17 protein-coding genes are annotated in these 15,512 nt (G+C 44.5%); 10 read left to right on the top strand and 7 right to left on the bottom strand.

The window, feature by feature from the left end:
* The 3 genes from argS to msrA all read right to left on the bottom strand — a co-directional run.
* A partial coding sequence (gene argS / locus Q0R35_RS05015; protein ID WP_295614993.1) for an arginine--tRNA ligase occupies positions 1-534 on the bottom strand: 534 nt, incomplete at its 3' end.
* A 113-nt stretch (positions 535-647) separates the two neighbouring features.
* Complete coding sequence (locus Q0R35_RS05010; protein ID WP_295614992.1) at positions 648-1,499, bottom strand: HIT family protein; 852 nt, start codon at positions 1,497-1,499, stop codon at positions 648-650.
* 270 nt (positions 1,500-1,769) lie between these two features.
* The gene (gene msrA, locus Q0R35_RS05005) at positions 1,770-2,435 is read right to left on the bottom strand and encodes a peptide-methionine (S)-S-oxide reductase MsrA (RefSeq protein WP_366944826.1); all 666 of its coding nucleotides are present in this window, start codon (positions 2,433-2,435) and stop codon (positions 1,770-1,772) included.
* 429 nt (positions 2,436-2,864) lie between these two features.
* Here msrA and Q0R35_RS05000 point away from each other — a divergent pair, with 429 nt between their 5' ends.
* Positions 2,865-3,185: a hypothetical protein gene (locus tag Q0R35_RS05000; RefSeq protein ID WP_295614991.1), complete on the top strand. Its 321-nt coding sequence runs from the start codon at positions 2,865-2,867 to the stop codon at positions 3,183-3,185.
* 83 nt (positions 3,186-3,268) lie between these two features.
* Here Q0R35_RS05000 and Q0R35_RS04995 read toward each other — a convergent pair whose 3' ends face one another.
* Positions 3,269-5,905 (bottom strand): amino acid adenylation domain-containing protein, encoded by a 2,637-nt coding sequence (locus tag Q0R35_RS04995; protein ID WP_295614990.1) that lies wholly within the window; start codon positions 5,903-5,905, stop codon positions 3,269-3,271.
* 242 nt (positions 5,906-6,147) lie between these two features.
* Here Q0R35_RS04995 and Q0R35_RS04990 point away from each other — a divergent pair, with 242 nt between their 5' ends.
* The 4 genes from Q0R35_RS04990 to Q0R35_RS04975 all read left to right on the top strand — a co-directional run bounded on the left by Q0R35_RS04990 (position 6,148) and on the right by Q0R35_RS04975 (position 7,986).
* Entirely contained in the window at positions 6,148-6,324 is a 177-nt protein-coding gene (locus Q0R35_RS04990) for a hypothetical protein (RefSeq protein ID WP_295614989.1), read from the top strand.
* A 207-nt stretch (positions 6,325-6,531) separates the two neighbouring features.
* Positions 6,532-6,822, top strand: a complete 291-nt coding sequence (locus Q0R35_RS04985; RefSeq protein ID WP_295614988.1) for a hypothetical protein — start codon at positions 6,532-6,534, stop codon at positions 6,820-6,822.
* A 192-nt stretch (positions 6,823-7,014) separates the two neighbouring features.
* A complete protein-coding gene (locus Q0R35_RS04980; protein WP_295614987.1) occupies positions 7,015-7,185 on the top strand; it encodes a PCP reductase family protein in 171 nt (56 codons plus the stop codon).
* A 54-nt stretch (positions 7,186-7,239) separates the two neighbouring features.
* Positions 7,240-7,986, top strand: a complete 747-nt coding sequence (locus Q0R35_RS04975) for a creatininase family protein (protein WP_295614986.1) — start codon at positions 7,240-7,242, stop codon at positions 7,984-7,986.
* Positions 7,987-8,086: 100 nt separating this feature from the next.
* Here the strand turns inward: Q0R35_RS04975 and Q0R35_RS04970 are convergent, their stop codons facing one another.
* Entirely contained in the window at positions 8,087-8,416 is a 330-nt protein-coding gene (locus Q0R35_RS04970; protein WP_295614985.1) for a hypothetical protein, read from the bottom strand.
* 10 nt (positions 8,417-8,426) lie between these two features.
* On the opposite strand from Q0R35_RS04970, the gene Q0R35_RS04965 reads away from it, so the two are divergent.
* The 5 genes from Q0R35_RS04965 (at position 8,427) to phoU (ending at position 12,609) form a co-directional block, all read left to right on the top strand.
* Positions 8,427-9,008 (top strand): hypothetical protein, encoded by a 582-nt coding sequence (locus Q0R35_RS04965; RefSeq protein ID WP_295614984.1) that lies wholly within the window; start codon positions 8,427-8,429, stop codon positions 9,006-9,008.
* Between the two features lie 341 nt (positions 9,009-9,349).
* A complete protein-coding gene (locus Q0R35_RS04960) occupies positions 9,350-9,958 on the top strand; it encodes a molybdenum cofactor guanylyltransferase (protein WP_295614983.1) in 609 nt (202 codons plus the stop codon).
* A 45-nt stretch (positions 9,959-10,003) separates the two neighbouring features.
* Positions 10,004-10,318 (top strand): DUF3143 domain-containing protein, encoded by a 315-nt coding sequence (locus Q0R35_RS04955; RefSeq protein WP_295614982.1) that lies wholly within the window; start codon positions 10,004-10,006, stop codon positions 10,316-10,318.
* Positions 10,319-10,537: 219 nt separating this feature from the next.
* Complete coding sequence (locus Q0R35_RS04950; protein ID WP_295614981.1) at positions 10,538-11,824, top strand: cell wall metabolism sensor histidine kinase WalK; 1,287 nt, start codon at positions 10,538-10,540, stop codon at positions 11,822-11,824.
* Between the two features lie 122 nt (positions 11,825-11,946).
* Complete coding sequence (phoU, locus tag Q0R35_RS04945) at positions 11,947-12,609, top strand: phosphate signaling complex protein PhoU (protein ID WP_295614980.1); 663 nt, start codon at positions 11,947-11,949, stop codon at positions 12,607-12,609.
* A gap of 80 nt (positions 12,610-12,689) precedes the next feature.
* Here the strand turns inward: phoU and fmt are convergent, their stop codons facing one another.
* Both fmt and Q0R35_RS04935 read right to left on the bottom strand, forming a co-directional pair.
* Positions 12,690-13,679: a methionyl-tRNA formyltransferase gene (fmt, locus tag Q0R35_RS04940; protein WP_295614979.1), complete on the bottom strand. Its 990-nt coding sequence runs from the start codon at positions 13,677-13,679 to the stop codon at positions 12,690-12,692.
* Positions 13,680-13,888: 209 nt separating this feature from the next.
* A complete protein-coding gene (locus Q0R35_RS04935) occupies positions 13,889-15,421 on the bottom strand; it encodes an NAD(P)H-quinone oxidoreductase subunit N (RefSeq protein ID WP_295614978.1) in 1,533 nt (510 codons plus the stop codon).
* Between the last annotated feature and the right edge of the window lie 91 nt (positions 15,422-15,512).

Raw genomic sequence — 15,512 nt, 5'->3', positions numbered from 1 at the left:
CCGGAGGTAAAGAATCAACATCCCAAATTGGGTACCCCAGTCGCCAACGTGATTGAGTCTGAGGACATCGTGACCGCGAAATTCTAATACCCGTGCGATGCAGTCTCCTAGAATAGTCGATCGTAGGTGCCCGACGTGCATTTCTTTGGCAATATTCGGACTCGAAAAATCTACGACAACGCGCTGGGGTTTTTCGGCGACGGCTACCCCTAGTCGGCTGTCGAGCTGCATGGCTTGGAGTTGAGTGGCAATATAGCTAGGTTTGACGGTAAAGTTAATAAAGCCAGCACCAGCAATTTGGGGTGCTTCGCAGATTTCTGACACGTCTAAATTATCGACGATCGATTGAGCGATCGCGCGTGGCTGTTGCCCTAATTTTTTGGCAAGTCCCATCGCCATATTCGCCTGATAGTCCCCAAATTTAGGATTGCTCGATAAGACTAATAGAGGATCGACACCAGCATAATCATCCCCCAATGCGGCTACGATCGCCCGATCGAGTTGAGTTGTCAGGTAGGTAATGGTGGATTTCATTGCTGGCAGGTGATGAATAGCTATCATTCATTATCTATCGTCCGCTCCAGATTTAGTGCGATCGCGATTTATAATTTTTTTTGGAGATATCGGGTTTGAGATCGCAACCGCACCTAAGATTTGGGAATTACCGATCGCATTCCACTCTTTTTATGATGAGTATCGCCATGATAACGGGGGATAATATGAATGGTGGCGTGATTCATCGCTTGTCCCGCCGCTTTATTAATATTCATCCCGACATTAAAGCCATCGGGTTGAAATTCTTGAGTTAAAATTTCCTGAACTTTATTTGCCATCAACCAGCAAGCCGATTGCTCTTTGGCTGGTAGTTCAAAATAATTGCTAATATGTCGTTTGGGCACGATTAAAACGTGACCTTCACTTAGGGGATAGCCATCGAACATGGCATAAGCAGTAGCTGATTCTGTGAGTAAATTTATTTTGCGATGGGGATTGCAGAAGATACAATTATTGCTTGAATTCCATTGATGGTTGTAATGGACGTATTCATAAATCTCGCAGTATTCATTGATCTGAATAGATTTGAACGGTAGTTTGACGGTGCATTGATAGGTTGGCTTCTTATGAATGTAATGCTCCCGAAACCCTTCTTTTTTGAGATCTCGCCTGACTGCATAATAAGCTTTGCCACCTGGCTTGAGTAGATGAGCGATATTCATCAATACATCAGCCTGTATTTCTGGCATCAACACATTTAATACATAACAACAGACGATCGTATCGAATTTACCTTCGGGATAGATCGGCTGATAATGTGGGTCGTAGCCGATTAGATCTAAACCTTTTTTATGTAAAACTTTGACATCATTACCCATTCCACAGCCAAAATCGAGAATGCGACCTCTAAGTAAATCTCGACCGAGTAAAAATTGAACTGGCGACGATAGTTTAGTGCGATCGATCGCCGTCAAATGGCTGAAGTTATTTGCTTGTTTCCTCATGTAATGAGTATTAATTGATATCGCCTAATAACGATTTCAATTAATATGATAAATTAAACTATTTTAATTTAACTATAGCTCCCAATTATTGACAAGAGTAATTACACCTAATTTTTTAATCGTTGTTAATATCGATTTTGACGATTGCAGTTTAGTCGAGCAGGCTAGGAGTGTGGGGAATGTGGTTGTGCCTACGGCATATAACCTGCCGTAGGCATACCGCACCCTTCCCCCTTTCCCCCCTAAAACCTATAACCTAAAGCCTAAGACCTAAATCGCCACCGACAAATTCTCAGGCATACAGACATTAGTGCCACCTAAACCACAATAGCCGCCAGGATTCTTGGCTAAATATTGTTGATGGTAGACTTCAGCATAGTAGAACTCTGGGGCTGGTAAAATCTCTGTGGTAATTTCTTTATGTCCGGCATCATTCAGAGCAGCTTGATAGGCAGCTTTAGAAGCTTGCGCTAATTGCATCTGACTGTCGGAGTAGCAGTAGATCCCAGAGCGATATTGAGTGCCAGCGTCGTTACCTTGGCGCATTCCTTGGGTGGGGTTGTGATTTTCCCAGAAGACTTTGAGCAATTGCTGATAAGTGATGACGGCAGGATCGAATACCACCAGTACCACCTCGTTATGCCCCGTCGCGCCACTGCAAACCTCTTGGTAGGTGGGATTAGGCGTATTTCCTGCCGCATAGCCTACAGCGGTGATATGTACGCCTGCTGGCAACTGCCAAAATTTACGTTCGGCTCCCCAAAAACAACCCATCCCAAACATCGCCATCTCCATGTTTGCCGGATATGGTGGGGTAAAGGAATTGCCATTAACAAAATGTTTGGCAGGAAGAGCCATTTTTTCGGCTCTGCCAGATAATGAATCCGCTGGCGAAGGGATAGTTGATTTTTTACCACCAAAGAGATTATTTAGCATAATTTTAGTTAATTCAAAGTGTGCCAACCAAGTATCGATCGGGTCTAACCATCTGCATACATTGGGCTGAAAGTTTGCTGCTCTTCATTAACTGTAACGCATCTGCCCGGTTGCCGTTGGCGAAGCCTCTCCCTTGGAGAATCGCGCTCCCATAGCTTGAAAATACCACTTGACAACCCAGATCGCGATCGCCCGATCTGCTCTAAAGTATCGATAATGTGGATCTAGATTCAATCTTACTGAGGCGATTACCGATTTTACTCGCGCAGCGTCGGCTCTGCCGAAACGCGGCTGCGCCAACGGACATACGAATGACATTCTATCCTTGAAACAACATCTACTACCGTTCCCGATCGCCTCATCTATGGTTTTAAGTTGAGTGGCAATATCCGATCGCCTCCCGCCTCTATCCCTTACAATCTATTCACTATGGGTAAAAAATCTGAAGTTAAAGAATCGAGTCTGTTGTATCATAGATTGAAGGCAGCGTTGCATGATGGTATTAAGGTTTGGTTTGAAACCCGCGACAAGAGCTATTTTGGGATTCCGATCGCGCTCGATCGACATTTTGTCGAAGTCTTAATTTTAGTCCCTGGTAGTGAAGATGAATCGACCGAATATATTTTCCAGCGCGTAACTTGGGTGGTGCGGCTAGCATCGATTTCAGCGATTGCTTATCCTTCAGAATATTGGTCTACCGATCGTTTGGATAGTCTGTTAAATCGATCGGTAATCAATACAGATAGTTAGACACATTAATCAAGAATTTTCTTTATTATAAAAAGACGATAGAAACTCTATCGTCTTTCCGCAATTAATCGATTGAGTTTAATCTAGACTCGTGAGCTGACAACAACGTCATTATCAAGTACCGATTTCAACTTATCAGCAAAAACTCGGACGTGAGGTTCTGCCAATAGTGAAAGATGTTCGCCAGGAATGAACACCGTATCTACACCTCCACTGACTAGATTTCCCCAGCCTAAATCGGGATATTTCTCGATATATAGAGACTGGTACTCACACCAGAACAGAGTAGCTCGTCCTTGATAAACTTGAGGAGTATAATTTTTAGTCGCTTGTAAATTTGACTCTAAAACATTTAATAATTCGGGTTTAAACATTTCAAATGCAGATAATTTATTCGCCATCATATTTTTATACTCTTCTGCGTAGCCTTTGGTTTTGAGTGCTACTCGATGCGTTAACTTATTGGTAAAATATTTTACGCGATCTTTAAACTGAAGTTGCTGCAATTCACCAATATGAAATCTTAGCCACTTCTTGACCGACATGGTATCTTTAGATACGATCGGCGACCTAATATCTACTAAGCCCAAAAACTCTACCCGTTCGCCTAATTCTGCTAATTGACGAGCGATTTCAAAAGCTACCAAACCGCCAAAAGAATAACCGAGCAAGCAATATGGGCCTTGCGGCTGAACGGTTTGAATCGATTGGATAAAGTAACTAGCCATATCTTCAACGCGCTCTAACGGATGCTGTTTGCCATCGATACCTTGTGATTGAAGTCCATAAATAGGTCGATCTTCACCCAATCTTCTGACCAGATCGTAATAGCCAAATAATGTACCGCCGAGTGCATGAATAAAAAATAATGGTGGTTTATGTTTACCCGATTTGAGTAATACTAACGGCGACCAAGTAGTTAATATCTCATCTTGGCGAATCAGATCGGCAATCTTGGTAATTGTCGGGGATTTAAATAAAACTCCCCACGATAGCCGCTTGTGCCAAACTTGCTCGATTTGAGCGAATACCTGAAGTGCAATTAGTGAATGTCCGCCGAGATCGAAGAAATTATCTGTAATGCCAATCGGTTGTATGCCTAAAGCTTTTTCCCAAATTTGGGTTAATTGAAGTTCTAAGGCATCGCGGGGTGATGTGACTGTCGAACGATCGTAAGTAGGCTCTGGTAGTCTTTTGCGATCTAGTTTGTTATTAGGTGTTAGCGGTAAAGCTGGCAAGATTTCAAAAGCCGATGGAATGGCATAATCGGTTAATTTGGTTTTTAAAAACGATCGCAGATCGTTAATATTAATTTCTGAACGAGCGGGGACGATATAAGCGACGATAATTTGCTCGTCTGCCGATTTATTCGCGCCACTGGTACTCCGATTTTTCCCGACTACTGCTGCTTGCTGGACATCGGGATGCTGCATCAACACAGTTTCAATTTCTTCGATTTCTACCCGCATTCCCCGAACTTTAACCTGAAAATCTTGACGACCGACGATTTCTAAATTTCCATCGGGTAAATACCGGGCTAAGTCGCCTGTTTTATATAATCTCGACTGCGGCTCGTCGGTAAATGGGTTGGAGATAAACTTCCGATCGTTTAATTGCGAGTTATTTAAATATCCTCGCACTAAACTCGGTACTGAAACACACAGTTCGCCTGTAACCCCGGCGGCAACATGCTCTAATTCATCATTGAGTATATATAGTGGATTATGGAGATAAGCACGACCTACAGGGGCATATCCTTCGGTTCTGTTAAAGTCATTAGGAATCGGATACGCACAAACGCCAATCGTTTCGGTTTGACCGTAAATATTTACAACTTGGGGCGGTTCTTGAAACTGACTTCGTACCCGATCTAATAATTGCGATGTTAATAATCCTCCCGAAAATATCAGCAATCTAATCTGGGAATCCATTAACTGGCGGCTTTGTTCTGGCTCCATCTCAGCCAGACTAATTAGCATGTAATTCCAGACAGAGGCAACCGTATCGAATACCGTAATTTTTTCGCGCTGGATCAGTTCGACCAGACTGAATAAGTTGGTAGTATTATCTTTAGATGTAATAACTACTTTGGCACCTTGCGATAAAGGCAATAGTAATTGTCGGATCGATGAAGAGAAAGAAAAAGATGCCGAGAGTAAATAAACATCATCGGGCTGAATTTGCATCACCTCATTGACAGCCTTGAGATAGCAGTCGATCTGCTCGATCGTAATTTGAACGCCTTGAGGCTTACCTGTAGAGCCAGATGTGTACATAATATATGCCAGACTTTCGCCAGTTGTCTGCGCTGGTGCTAGTTCACTTTGCGTCGCTAATTCACCTGCTTGAACATCGAGTAAAAATAGATTTACGCCTATATTGGCAAGATTCGTAGCTAAATATGCTTGAGTTAAGATTAATTTTAAGTTAGTATCTTCCAGAATCGACTCTAATCGGTCTTGTGGATAAGTAGGATCTAGCGGTACATAAGCTCCTCCCGCTTGCAGCACTGCTAAAATAGCGATCGCGGTATCGATCGAGCGTTCGGTATAGATGCCTACTAAAACTTCCGGCTTAATTCCTTGCTGGCGCAGATAGTTGGCTAGCCGATTGACTCTACTGTGAAGTTGTTGATACGTCAAGAAACCAGATGCATCTTGAATTGCCACTGCATCGGGATTGCGATCTGATTGAAATTGCAAAACTTGATGAATCGACATCTTTTACTGGAAGAGAGAATATAAGGTTTGCTGATTTGTACCAATTTAACCCAGGATGGCGATCGGCTAACACCGCCAATTCATGTAATGTTTTACACTTTACAGTAATAGAAAAAAATTCTCAATAATTATGGCACGATCGTCGTCCGGTATTACCTGTTTCTAACGATCGGCTAGCGGATCGCACCAAACAGCCGTAAGATATAAATTGATAAACTTCACAAATCGCAAGCATCCCAGTCATGGCAAAACTACAACCCAGTGTCCAGCCGAAACTAGTTGTCACTAGATTTGGTTTTAACCGCTTTGCAGAGCAGTTAAATGGCAGAGCGGCGATGATGGGCTTTGCATTATTATTACTGATTGAATATGTTACAGCTCAGAATCCCCTCGCATGGATGGGATTGGGTATTAATTAAAAATTGCCGGGTGCGGATCGAGACCCCAAATTAGGGAACTATACGTACAACTCAGCGTATTGACTAATTAGCTAGCAATAGACGATCGATTCTCTAGGCTGAGACTGTAGAATAGGATTAAGATTAGCATTGTACCTATCGATCGGACACTCATCGTCTGGATCGGCAAGCGCGATCGCCATTGAATCCTAGCTGCACCACTCATAAATGAACGCGATATTTCCTACCTTCTTGAAAAGACTATACCGCAAAGAACCAATATCCAGTTTTCTCATCGTCGTAGGTGCCGTTGATGCCGTTCTTGGTGGTGTCAATGAAATTGGGACATTGATGATTTTAGGCTTGCTGACTTCTGGCGTGGCAATTGGCTATCGCTGGTGGTGCATTCAGCAGGCAGAAGCCGGATCCGATCGTAAATCGAAACAATTATATTTACCCCCTAGCTCCAACCGTTCGCCACTCCCCAATTTAGATAGTCGTCGCCGTCCGCCATTATAAGTGCTTAGTGGCAGGGTGTTCGATTGCTATGGGTGAGTTAATTTAGCTGGACTAGTGGCAATCCGTTGGCGTAGCCTTACGGAACGAAAATCGGAACCAATTGCCGTATATTCTCATTTGCAAGCAGTGGACTGTTGCGGACATTGAGTGTCAATACCATTAACCTCTAACTTAAATTTGGGAGCAATTGCCATGAGCGATCGAATATCTTGGACGGCTGAAGCAGAGGCAAAACTCAAGGAAATTCCCTTTTTCGTGCGTCCGATGGCACGCAAAAAGATCGAAAGTTTTGCCCAAGAACGCGGTACCAATGCGGTGACACTGGATATTTATAATTTAGCCAAGCAACAATTCAGTCGGTAAATTTAATAACTCACATCTCGATCTTTAATTCCCACGCACCAATAGCCGATCGTTATGCGTTTACATTTGAGCACCTGGACGGAAGTTGAAAATTATCTTCAGCAATCTACTGGCATAATTATACCGATCGGTTCGACCGAACAACATGGGCCGACAGGGGCAATCGGGACTGATGCTATTTGTGCCGAAGCTGTCGCCCACGCTGTGGGTACTGCTACTAGAGCGTTAGTCGCACCGACAATTAATGTCGGGATGGCACTGCATCATACTGGTTTCCCCGGTACGATTAGTTTGCGTCCGAGTACCCTAATTTTAGTCATCCGCGATTATCTTACCTGCTTGGCGCGATCGGGATTTACCAAGTTCTTTTTTATCAACGGGCATGGTGGTAATATTGCGACCCTCAAGGCAGCTTATTCCGAGACATACGCCCATCTTGCCGATTTAAATATCCCGAATATCGATCGAATCGAATGTCAGACAGCAAACTGGTTTATGTGCGGTAGCGTCTATCGTCTGGCAAAAGAATTATACGGCGATCGTGAGGGTTCTCACGCCACACCATCAGAAGTGGCTCTGACTCAATATCTCTACCCCGAAACTGTTAAATCTACGCCATTAGATCCTAATAATCTGTCTTCAGAACGCAAAATTCTCGGTGCGGCAGATTTTCGCCGCCGTTACCCCGATGGCAGAATGGGTTCCGATCCCAGCCTCGCCACCCCCGAACATGGCAGGCAATTTTTCGATCTAGCCGTTAAGGATCTTACTGCTAGTTATTTGGAGTTTTTGGTGAGTTAGGATGGGGACTGGGAGACGAGAGGATTGGGAGACTAGAAGGAAACTAGAGAACGCAGTTCCAAAACCTCAAACCTAAAACCTAAAACCTAAAACCTAAAACCTACTTAATCGGTACGCCAACCGATCGCAAAAAGCTGCGTAAGCGGAGTAACAGGATGGTTTCTTTAAGTTTGGGGCTATTTGCCGCAACGTCGGCACTATCGCGATCTATTTGTTGCTTAGTAGTGACAACTAATTCGGCAAATTCATTAGCTGATAGAGCTTTACCATCGATCGGAGATCGCGCTTCGGTAATAATTTCAGCTCTGAGAACTTCTTCGGGAATATCGTCATCTGTGGAAATAACCCCACTAGCAGGGAGACTAATCTGCAAAATGGTACTGACGCACAACACGATCTGTGCTAATTGAATCGTAGTAGTTGGGCGCATCTAAAAAACAATGATAGTATATGTAGCTACGGTAACTATCAGTTTACAACATCGCATTCAGCTAGTACTATTCGATCGAATTTGCATGTATCACCCAAAAAGATCTTCCGTGGAAAATCGTTCATCAGCACAGCAACGCCAACGATCTTCGGTGTCTCAAGGTTCGGCTCCAAAATCGCAGGTAGCTGGATTCAACCAAACTCAGCCACGGCAACCAGTCAGAAAATTAACCCCAAATTCAGCCCCAGCATGGCTTAAATCGCTGCTAACCATGCAACGAGGTTCGTTAATAATATTTTGTACCCTGTTGGGATCGATCGCGCTTGTGTATGGCTATACCGCCCGCACTCAAGATTTGTGGAAAACTCAGCACAAGCAACTAAAACGATTCCAAACTCAAGAGCAGCAGCAAGCTCTAATGAACGAACATCTCAAGCAACAACTAGCCGAAACAGCCGAAACCAAAAGTAGTGGCTTAGTGCATCCTACTCCCGATCGGATCGTCTTTATCCCCAGCGCAACCCCACGCCCCAATAAGTCTCTACCCACGCCCCAACAGCAAGCTAAGTCTAAGTTGCCAGTCGGGTATTAGGTATTAGGTTTTAGGCTTTAGGCTTTAGGTTTTAGGTTTTAGGTTTTAGGCTTTAGCGAAGATCTACCCACCCCGCCCTACGGGCACCCCTCCTTGGAGGGGATTTTTCCTACTTCTTACTTCTTACTCCTTACTTCTTACTTCTTACTTCTTACTCCCTACTCCTTACTTGTTACTCCTTACTCCTTACTTCTTAGGGACTTCCAAAAATCAAATCGTTCCAGCTCCCCGAACGGTGTGTTATCCCGTAAGGGATAACACACCCTACTTTCTGAAATTAAGCTGGACTGATTTATTACTTGCAAGTCCCTTACTCCTTACTCCTTACTCCTCACTTCCCCATGCCCACCATATCTGTATTAATCTTGGCTGGCGGGCGGAGCAAGCGAATGGGTAGAGATAAGGCGACGATCGATATTGATGGTGTGCCGATGTTAAGGCGGATTTATGATGCGGTTGCAGCTTGTCAAAATATCGATCGAATTTATGTTGTCACGCCTTGGGCGCACAGATATCGGGCAATTTTGCCAGTTACCTGTAATTTTATCCTCGAACAGCCACCAGATCTCGGCCCGACGATCGCGCTGTCTCAAGCATTGACAGTCATCGATTCAACGTGGGTACTGACGCTAGCGTGCGATCTGCCTAATTTATCAACTCCATTCATCCAAGCGGCGATCGACGCATTGCCCTCAATTCCAGCTCGGAGCATCGCTTATCTCCCCAAACATGTAGACAAAGGTTGGGAGCCTTTATGCGGCTTCTATCGGCAAATTTGCCACCACTCACTGCTAGCATATATCGAAGCTGGCGGACGATCGTTGCAAGGTTGGCTGAAGCAGCAAGTAGTAACAGAATTGGCTATTACCGAGCCGATGCAGCTAGTAAATTGTAATACTCCAGCAGATTTGGAGTCAGTTGTTGCCGAGCGGATAGCCACGAGCGGGTAATCGATCTAAAATGGTAATCGATCGACCTTTGTCTTGTTGCCATCCATGACCTTACTACCGACTGAAGATACCCCTTTATACAATCATCCCTTGCCAGAAATCGAGCAATGGCTGATTTCGATGGGTTGCGAACAAGATGATAGTGAGTTGCATTGCTGGCATATTACCAAGTCCGATTGGCGCGCCGAAGTATGTCTGGATATCGAAGAACTTACCGTCCGTTATCACGCCACTAATCTGAGTAGTGCGAGTGCCAATCCGCAAACTCCACTCACACCATCCAATCCCAGTATCTATCGCACGTTTAAATATTCTCTGAGCCGCCAAGATATTGAGAATGCGGTGTTTGCAGGGCCATAGCTCGACGTTGCTGCCGATCGCAAGTGGCGGTTTGGATTACAATTAAAATTAAATTGTCCTCGTCCCGCTCGATCGTCCTCAAGCTAGGAGACGATTTCTAACTCTTAACGGTAGTGGAATTAAGGCAGATAAATCCGGGTTAATGCGATCTTCTGGCTGTGTTGGTAACGACTTTGGAGTCGATTTAATCGGTGCGATATTTTTACCTATATATCAGCCATGTTTTCAACCATCTTGCTGTCTGCTCTTTGTGGAATCTTCGCAGGTGCGTATGCTTGCTACGTTTTGTGTGAATCTTCTGCTCAAAAGCAATTGCGGCAAGTCTTAGACACAATGCAAACAGCCCCATCTCATGAAGATATTTCGCTGCCGCTAGTATCGCAGTTACGGCGCAGAATTACCCTCGATCGACAGCAACATCAACAGCTAGAGCAACAATTGTTTAGTTGGCAATCTTTACTTCAAGCAGCACCGATCGGTTATATTCAACTCGATGCTGATAATCAAGTATTATGGTGCAATCAAACGGCTCAAAAGTTATTGCAAATTCATAATTGGCAGCCCGGACAAGTTAGATTATTATTAGAATTAGTTCGCTCCTACGAACTCGATCGATCGATAGCGACAGTTAGATCGAGTCAGGTTGCCGATGAATTAGTTTGGCAGTTTCATTTTGGCTATCAAGAAGCGGCAGATTCCCGCTCGATTTGGCTTAAAGCTAATAGTATCCCTCTTGCCGATGGTGCGATCGGAATTTTTATCGAGAGCCGACAAGATCGCGTCGATGCCGAGACAGCTAAGGAAAGGTGGCTCGGAGATCTGGCTCACGAAATCCGCACGCCGCTAACTGCGATTCATTTAATTGCCGAAACATTACAGTCTAAAGTTCCTCCAGATCTAACGCGCTGGGCAGATCGAATTTTAAAAGAAACTAATCGACTGATCGATCTCATTCAACATTTTGTAGAATTGAGCCAACTAGAAACATCTTCGGCTCAATCTTTACGACTGGTAGAAGTAGATTTGGTAAAGATAATCGATGATGTTTGGCATACGATCGAACCTATTTCCAAGCAACAAGAAGTCGAACTAGTATACCAAGGATCGCCACAGGTAATCTTGAAGCTCGACGTAGCTCGATTCACGCAGGTATTAATTAATTTATTTGATAATAGCTTAAAATATTGTCCCGATCGCGGACATATTTGGATCGATGTTAAAATACTAAAATCAGATCGAAGCTCGGTTGAAATCGACCTTTACGACGATGGATCTGGATTCACCGCAGCCGATATCCCCTATGTTTTCGACAGATTGTATCGCGGTGATGTTTCTCGCCAACGCGAACCGACTAAAACTGATACACTCGATGCTCGAACGACAGGGAGTGGTCTAGGGCTGTCGATCGTTCGTCAGATTATTCTCGCACATCAGGGGTCGATCGTTGCCAACAATCATCCGCAAACAGGTGGAGCTTGGTTTAAAATCATCTTGCCAATTAATTAGTTATTTTCGATTATAGTGATATCTAAGACATTCATTAACATCCTTTTATCCTAGAATAGATCGACCGATCGATATTTTTACTTTAATTGCCCCACCGCCAGATAATATAAATAATTTTAAATGTGACTACATCTTATTCATTAAGTGAATCTAGACAATTTAGATACCGCAGCCTTCGCCTAGAACAAGACATGCTGCTGATGGGAGCTTTGGTAGAACAATCTTTTCGACTAGCACACAGATCGTTATTTCAGCGCGAGATTGGCATGGCTGATGAGATTCCCCAGATCGATCGTAAAATTGATAGTTTTTATCATCAAATCGAACTAGAATGCGCCGAATTGATGGCGATTGCTTCCCCAGTCGCTCAAGATTTACGACGGCTGAGTGCATTTATGCAAATGGTTCGAGATTTAGAGCGGATTGGAGATTATGCCAAAGATCTCGCTCAAATTTCGCTCAAATTATTTCCGTATTCAGCGCATTCCTGCATCCCCGCGATCGAGCAGATGTCTCATCACGCCAGGGCGATGTTAGAATCGAGTTTAGCTGCTTTGGCTAATTTAGATGGCAAGGCTGGCCCAACTATTCACAAGCTCGATGATGATGTGGATTTGGCCTATGATACCATCTATCAAACTCTCGCCACTCAAACAAACATCCAGGGTTCGATCGAGCCGACGATTCTACTAGCACTAACCATTCGCCATCTCGAACGCATGGCGGATCATGCGACTAATATTGCCTATCGGGTAACTTTTATCGTTACGGGATCGAGGAACTAACAGTAAGGAGTGAGGAGTAAGAAGTAAGGAGTTGGGAATGCTTTGCTATGCTTCGATCTCTTTTTGCTGGCAATTGCCGATTAGCCAAATATTTCGCCTACAGATAATCTGGTACCATTTACTAAATCTGCGCCAGATTGGGGACGTTTGCCAGCGGGCTGAACTTCATGCAGCAGTAGATATCCAGAGCTAGTTTTGACGATCGGCCCTAAACCTTTGGCGATTTTGACGACAGTACCTGGTACGCTAGTATCGGGATCTAGACTGGCTAATTCCGGTAGTAAATTCTGCATTTGGGGCGATAAATCGGCTTGAAACTCGGCGGATAGCGGTGCTGTCGCCAGAATTTTCAGTGGCTGTGTGCGGAAGGTAGCGACACAATTGGGATAAAAGCCGCGTACTAAATTATGAAGTGAAATATTCGATCGAGTCCAATCGAGCTGGTATTCTGATTTCTGAATGGGTGGTGCAGCAGTAGCGGCTGTATGCTCTTGTATGGTCGGTGTAATGCGATCGAGGTCTCTAATGGTATCGACTAGCAGATTAGCACCCTCAACGGCTAATTTTGCCGCCAGTCGATCGGCATTATCCCACAAACTCACTGGGGTTTCATATTTAAGCAACATTGCCCCCGTATCCATCCCTGCATCCATTAGCATGGTGGTAATTCCCGTGTGAGTTACACCATCGGTCAAGCAGCGTTGAATTGGTGCCGCGCCGCGATAAGCTGGTAACAGAGAGCCATGTACGTTAATACATCCTCTTGCGGGTAAATCGAGAATTTCTTGAGATAAAATCTGTCCGTAGGCTACTACTACAAATATATCTGCTGCGAGGTCGCGTAGTGCTGCGATCGTTTCGGGATCTTTTTTAATCCGAGCAGGTTGCCAAACGGGAATCTGATGCGCCATCGCCAACTCTTTAATCGGCGATGGCGATAATTTATTACCCCTACCACGATTTTTATCAGGCTGCGTCACGGCTCCAACTACTTGAAATTGCGGCTCGGCTAAGAGTCTTTCCAATGTGGGAATGGCAAATTGAGGAGTACCGAAGAAGACGATTCGCATGGAGATGGGAGATGGAAGAGGGGAGATGGAAGCGAAAAGTGCTGATGGGCGGGTCGCCCGCGCAGTGTTCTTAGGAAACAAGCGTAGCAACTTTTCAAGACAGATGGTAGGGAGAAGTGGGAGTAAAGTTTGGATGTTTACAAGTAAATAGCATTAACCGCTACCTACTATAATCTTCCATCTCCGAACTCCCATCTCCGAACTCCCATCTATTTACTTGCCACTTGTCGCTCTAAACTCGCTTGCAACATCGGCGTGTTGCTTACCGAGTCATTGGCGATGGTAAATAGGGGATTAGAGAGAATACCCGCTAGCGAAGTCGCGATTAAGGTTGCTAGGGTAGCTACTTGCAACGAGCGCATTCCGGGGAGATTCCAATTAGTCTCTGGGTAGTTTTTGATGACATCGGACATTTCATTGGGTTCTTTGACTACCATCATCTTGACGACGCGGAGATAGTAGTAAATAGACACGACACTAGTTACTAGTGCCAGTAATACTAAACCATAAGCCCCAGCTTTCCAACCCGCCCAAAAGATGTAAATTTTGCCAAAGAAACCAGCCAAGGGCGGAATCCCACCTAACGATAATAAGCAAATACTCAGCGCGAGAGTAAGGAAGGGATCTTTTTGATATAAACCAGCATAGTCGCTAATCCGATCGGTACCCGTGCGGAGCGTAAATAAGATCACGCAGGCGAAAGCACCCAAATTCATAAACAGATAGACGAACAGATAAAATACCATGCTGGCATAACCAGTTTCAGTACCGATTACCATGCCAATCATCACAAATCCAGCTTGAGCGATCGAAGAATATCCTAGCATCCGCTTCATGCTCGTCTGTGCTAGTGCTACCACATTTCCCAATACCATGCTCAAAATTGCCAGCGCGGTAAAGACAAAATGCCACTGCTCGATGACTTGCGGGAACGCCGTTACTAATAAGCGAATTGCTAGCGCGAACCCCGCCGCTTTAGAGCCAACAGATAAAAACGCCACTACCGGAGTCGGCGAACCTTCATATACGTCGGGAGTCCATTGGTGAAAGGGTACCGCCGAAATTTTAAACGCAATGCCCGCGATCGTAAATACTAAAGATACGATTAACCCTAATGATAGACTACCATTAGCTCCAGCAATGCCCGTCGCGATCGCTGCCAATCTCGTTTCGCCACCAGATAATCCATATAAGAGCGAAACACCATACAAAAATACAGCCGAACTCGACGCACCAATTAATAAGTATTTTAGCGCAGCTTCATTCGATCGCGGATCGCGTTTCATGTAGCCAGTCATCAGATACGATGAGATACTCAAAGTCTCTAACGAGACGAAAATTGTGACTAATTCGGTAGCACCAGAGAGTAACATTCCCCCCAACGTCGCTGTTAACAAAATTGTGACAAACTCAGCTAAAGCAGTTCCCGTGCGTTCCACATAGCTAATCGACATCAAGATCGTCACTATCGCCGACAGTGCAATAATACCTCGAAAAACGATACTGAGTGGATCGCTACTATAGGCACCGATAAATGCAACTGGATTGGGATTCTCCCATTGTAATACCAGAGCTACAATCGAGCAGAGTAATGTACCAACAGCAATGTAAGCTAGACTGCGTGCGGCACTTCGCCCCAAAATCAAGTCCCCGATTAACACCGTCAACAGCGCGATAACGACGATTCCCTCTGGAAGAATCGCCCCAGCATTGAGCTGGGTAACTAAATTATTTAAATCCATAAGTATCTAACTCAATAAAAATTGCTAACCGTCAATCGCCTTGCAAATATCCACTCAGCACGCTGTTTAGATTTTACCGCAATCTAGGCTT

The sequence above is a fragment of the Chamaesiphon sp. GL140_3_metabinner_50 genome, assembly GCF_025361915.1.
GTDB lineage: Bacteria > Cyanobacteriota > Cyanobacteriia > Cyanobacteriales > Chamaesiphonaceae > Chamaesiphon.
The sequence above is the reverse complement of the archived record's forward strand: the minus strand, read 5'-3'. Positions and strand labels throughout refer to the sequence as shown.

Excerpts from the sequence above, each read along its gene's own strand:
- Q0R35_RS05010 (WP_295614992.1), bottom strand. The coding sequence starts at position 1,499 with ATGAGGAAACAAGCAAATAACTTCAGCCATTTGACGGCGATCGATCGC.
- msrA (WP_366944826.1), bottom strand. The coding sequence starts at position 2,435 with ATGCTAAATAATCTCTTTGGTGGTAAAAAATCAACTATCCCTTCGCCA.
- Q0R35_RS05000 (WP_295614991.1), top strand. The coding sequence starts at position 2,865 with ATGGGTAAAAAATCTGAAGTTAAAGAATCGAGTCTGTTGTATCATAGA.
- Q0R35_RS04995 (WP_295614990.1), bottom strand. The coding sequence starts at position 5,905 with ATGTCGATTCATCAAGTTTTGCAATTTCAATCAGATCGCAATCCCGAT.
- Q0R35_RS04990 (WP_295614989.1), top strand. The coding sequence starts at position 6,148 with ATGGCAAAACTACAACCCAGTGTCCAGCCGAAACTAGTTGTCACTAGA.
- Q0R35_RS04985 (WP_295614988.1), top strand. The coding sequence starts at position 6,532 with ATGAACGCGATATTTCCTACCTTCTTGAAAAGACTATACCGCAAAGAA.
- Q0R35_RS04980 (WP_295614987.1), top strand. The coding sequence starts at position 7,015 with ATGAGCGATCGAATATCTTGGACGGCTGAAGCAGAGGCAAAACTCAAG.
- Q0R35_RS04975 (WP_295614986.1), top strand. The coding sequence starts at position 7,240 with ATGCGTTTACATTTGAGCACCTGGACGGAAGTTGAAAATTATCTTCAG.
- Q0R35_RS04970 (WP_295614985.1), bottom strand. The coding sequence starts at position 8,416 with ATGCGCCCAACTACTACGATTCAATTAGCACAGATCGTGTTGTGCGTC.
- Q0R35_RS04965 (WP_295614984.1), top strand. The coding sequence starts at position 8,427 with ATGATAGTATATGTAGCTACGGTAACTATCAGTTTACAACATCGCATT.
- Q0R35_RS04960 (WP_295614983.1), top strand. The coding sequence starts at position 9,350 with ATGCCCACCATATCTGTATTAATCTTGGCTGGCGGGCGGAGCAAGCGA.
- Q0R35_RS04955 (WP_295614982.1), top strand. The coding sequence starts at position 10,004 with ATGACCTTACTACCGACTGAAGATACCCCTTTATACAATCATCCCTTG.
- Q0R35_RS04950 (WP_295614981.1), top strand. The coding sequence starts at position 10,538 with ATGTTTTCAACCATCTTGCTGTCTGCTCTTTGTGGAATCTTCGCAGGT.
- fmt (WP_295614979.1), bottom strand. The coding sequence starts at position 13,679 with ATGCGAATCGTCTTCTTCGGTACTCCTCAATTTGCCATTCCCACATTG.
- Q0R35_RS04935 (WP_295614978.1), bottom strand. The coding sequence starts at position 15,421 with ATGGATTTAAATAATTTAGTTACCCAGCTCAATGCTGGGGCGATTCTT.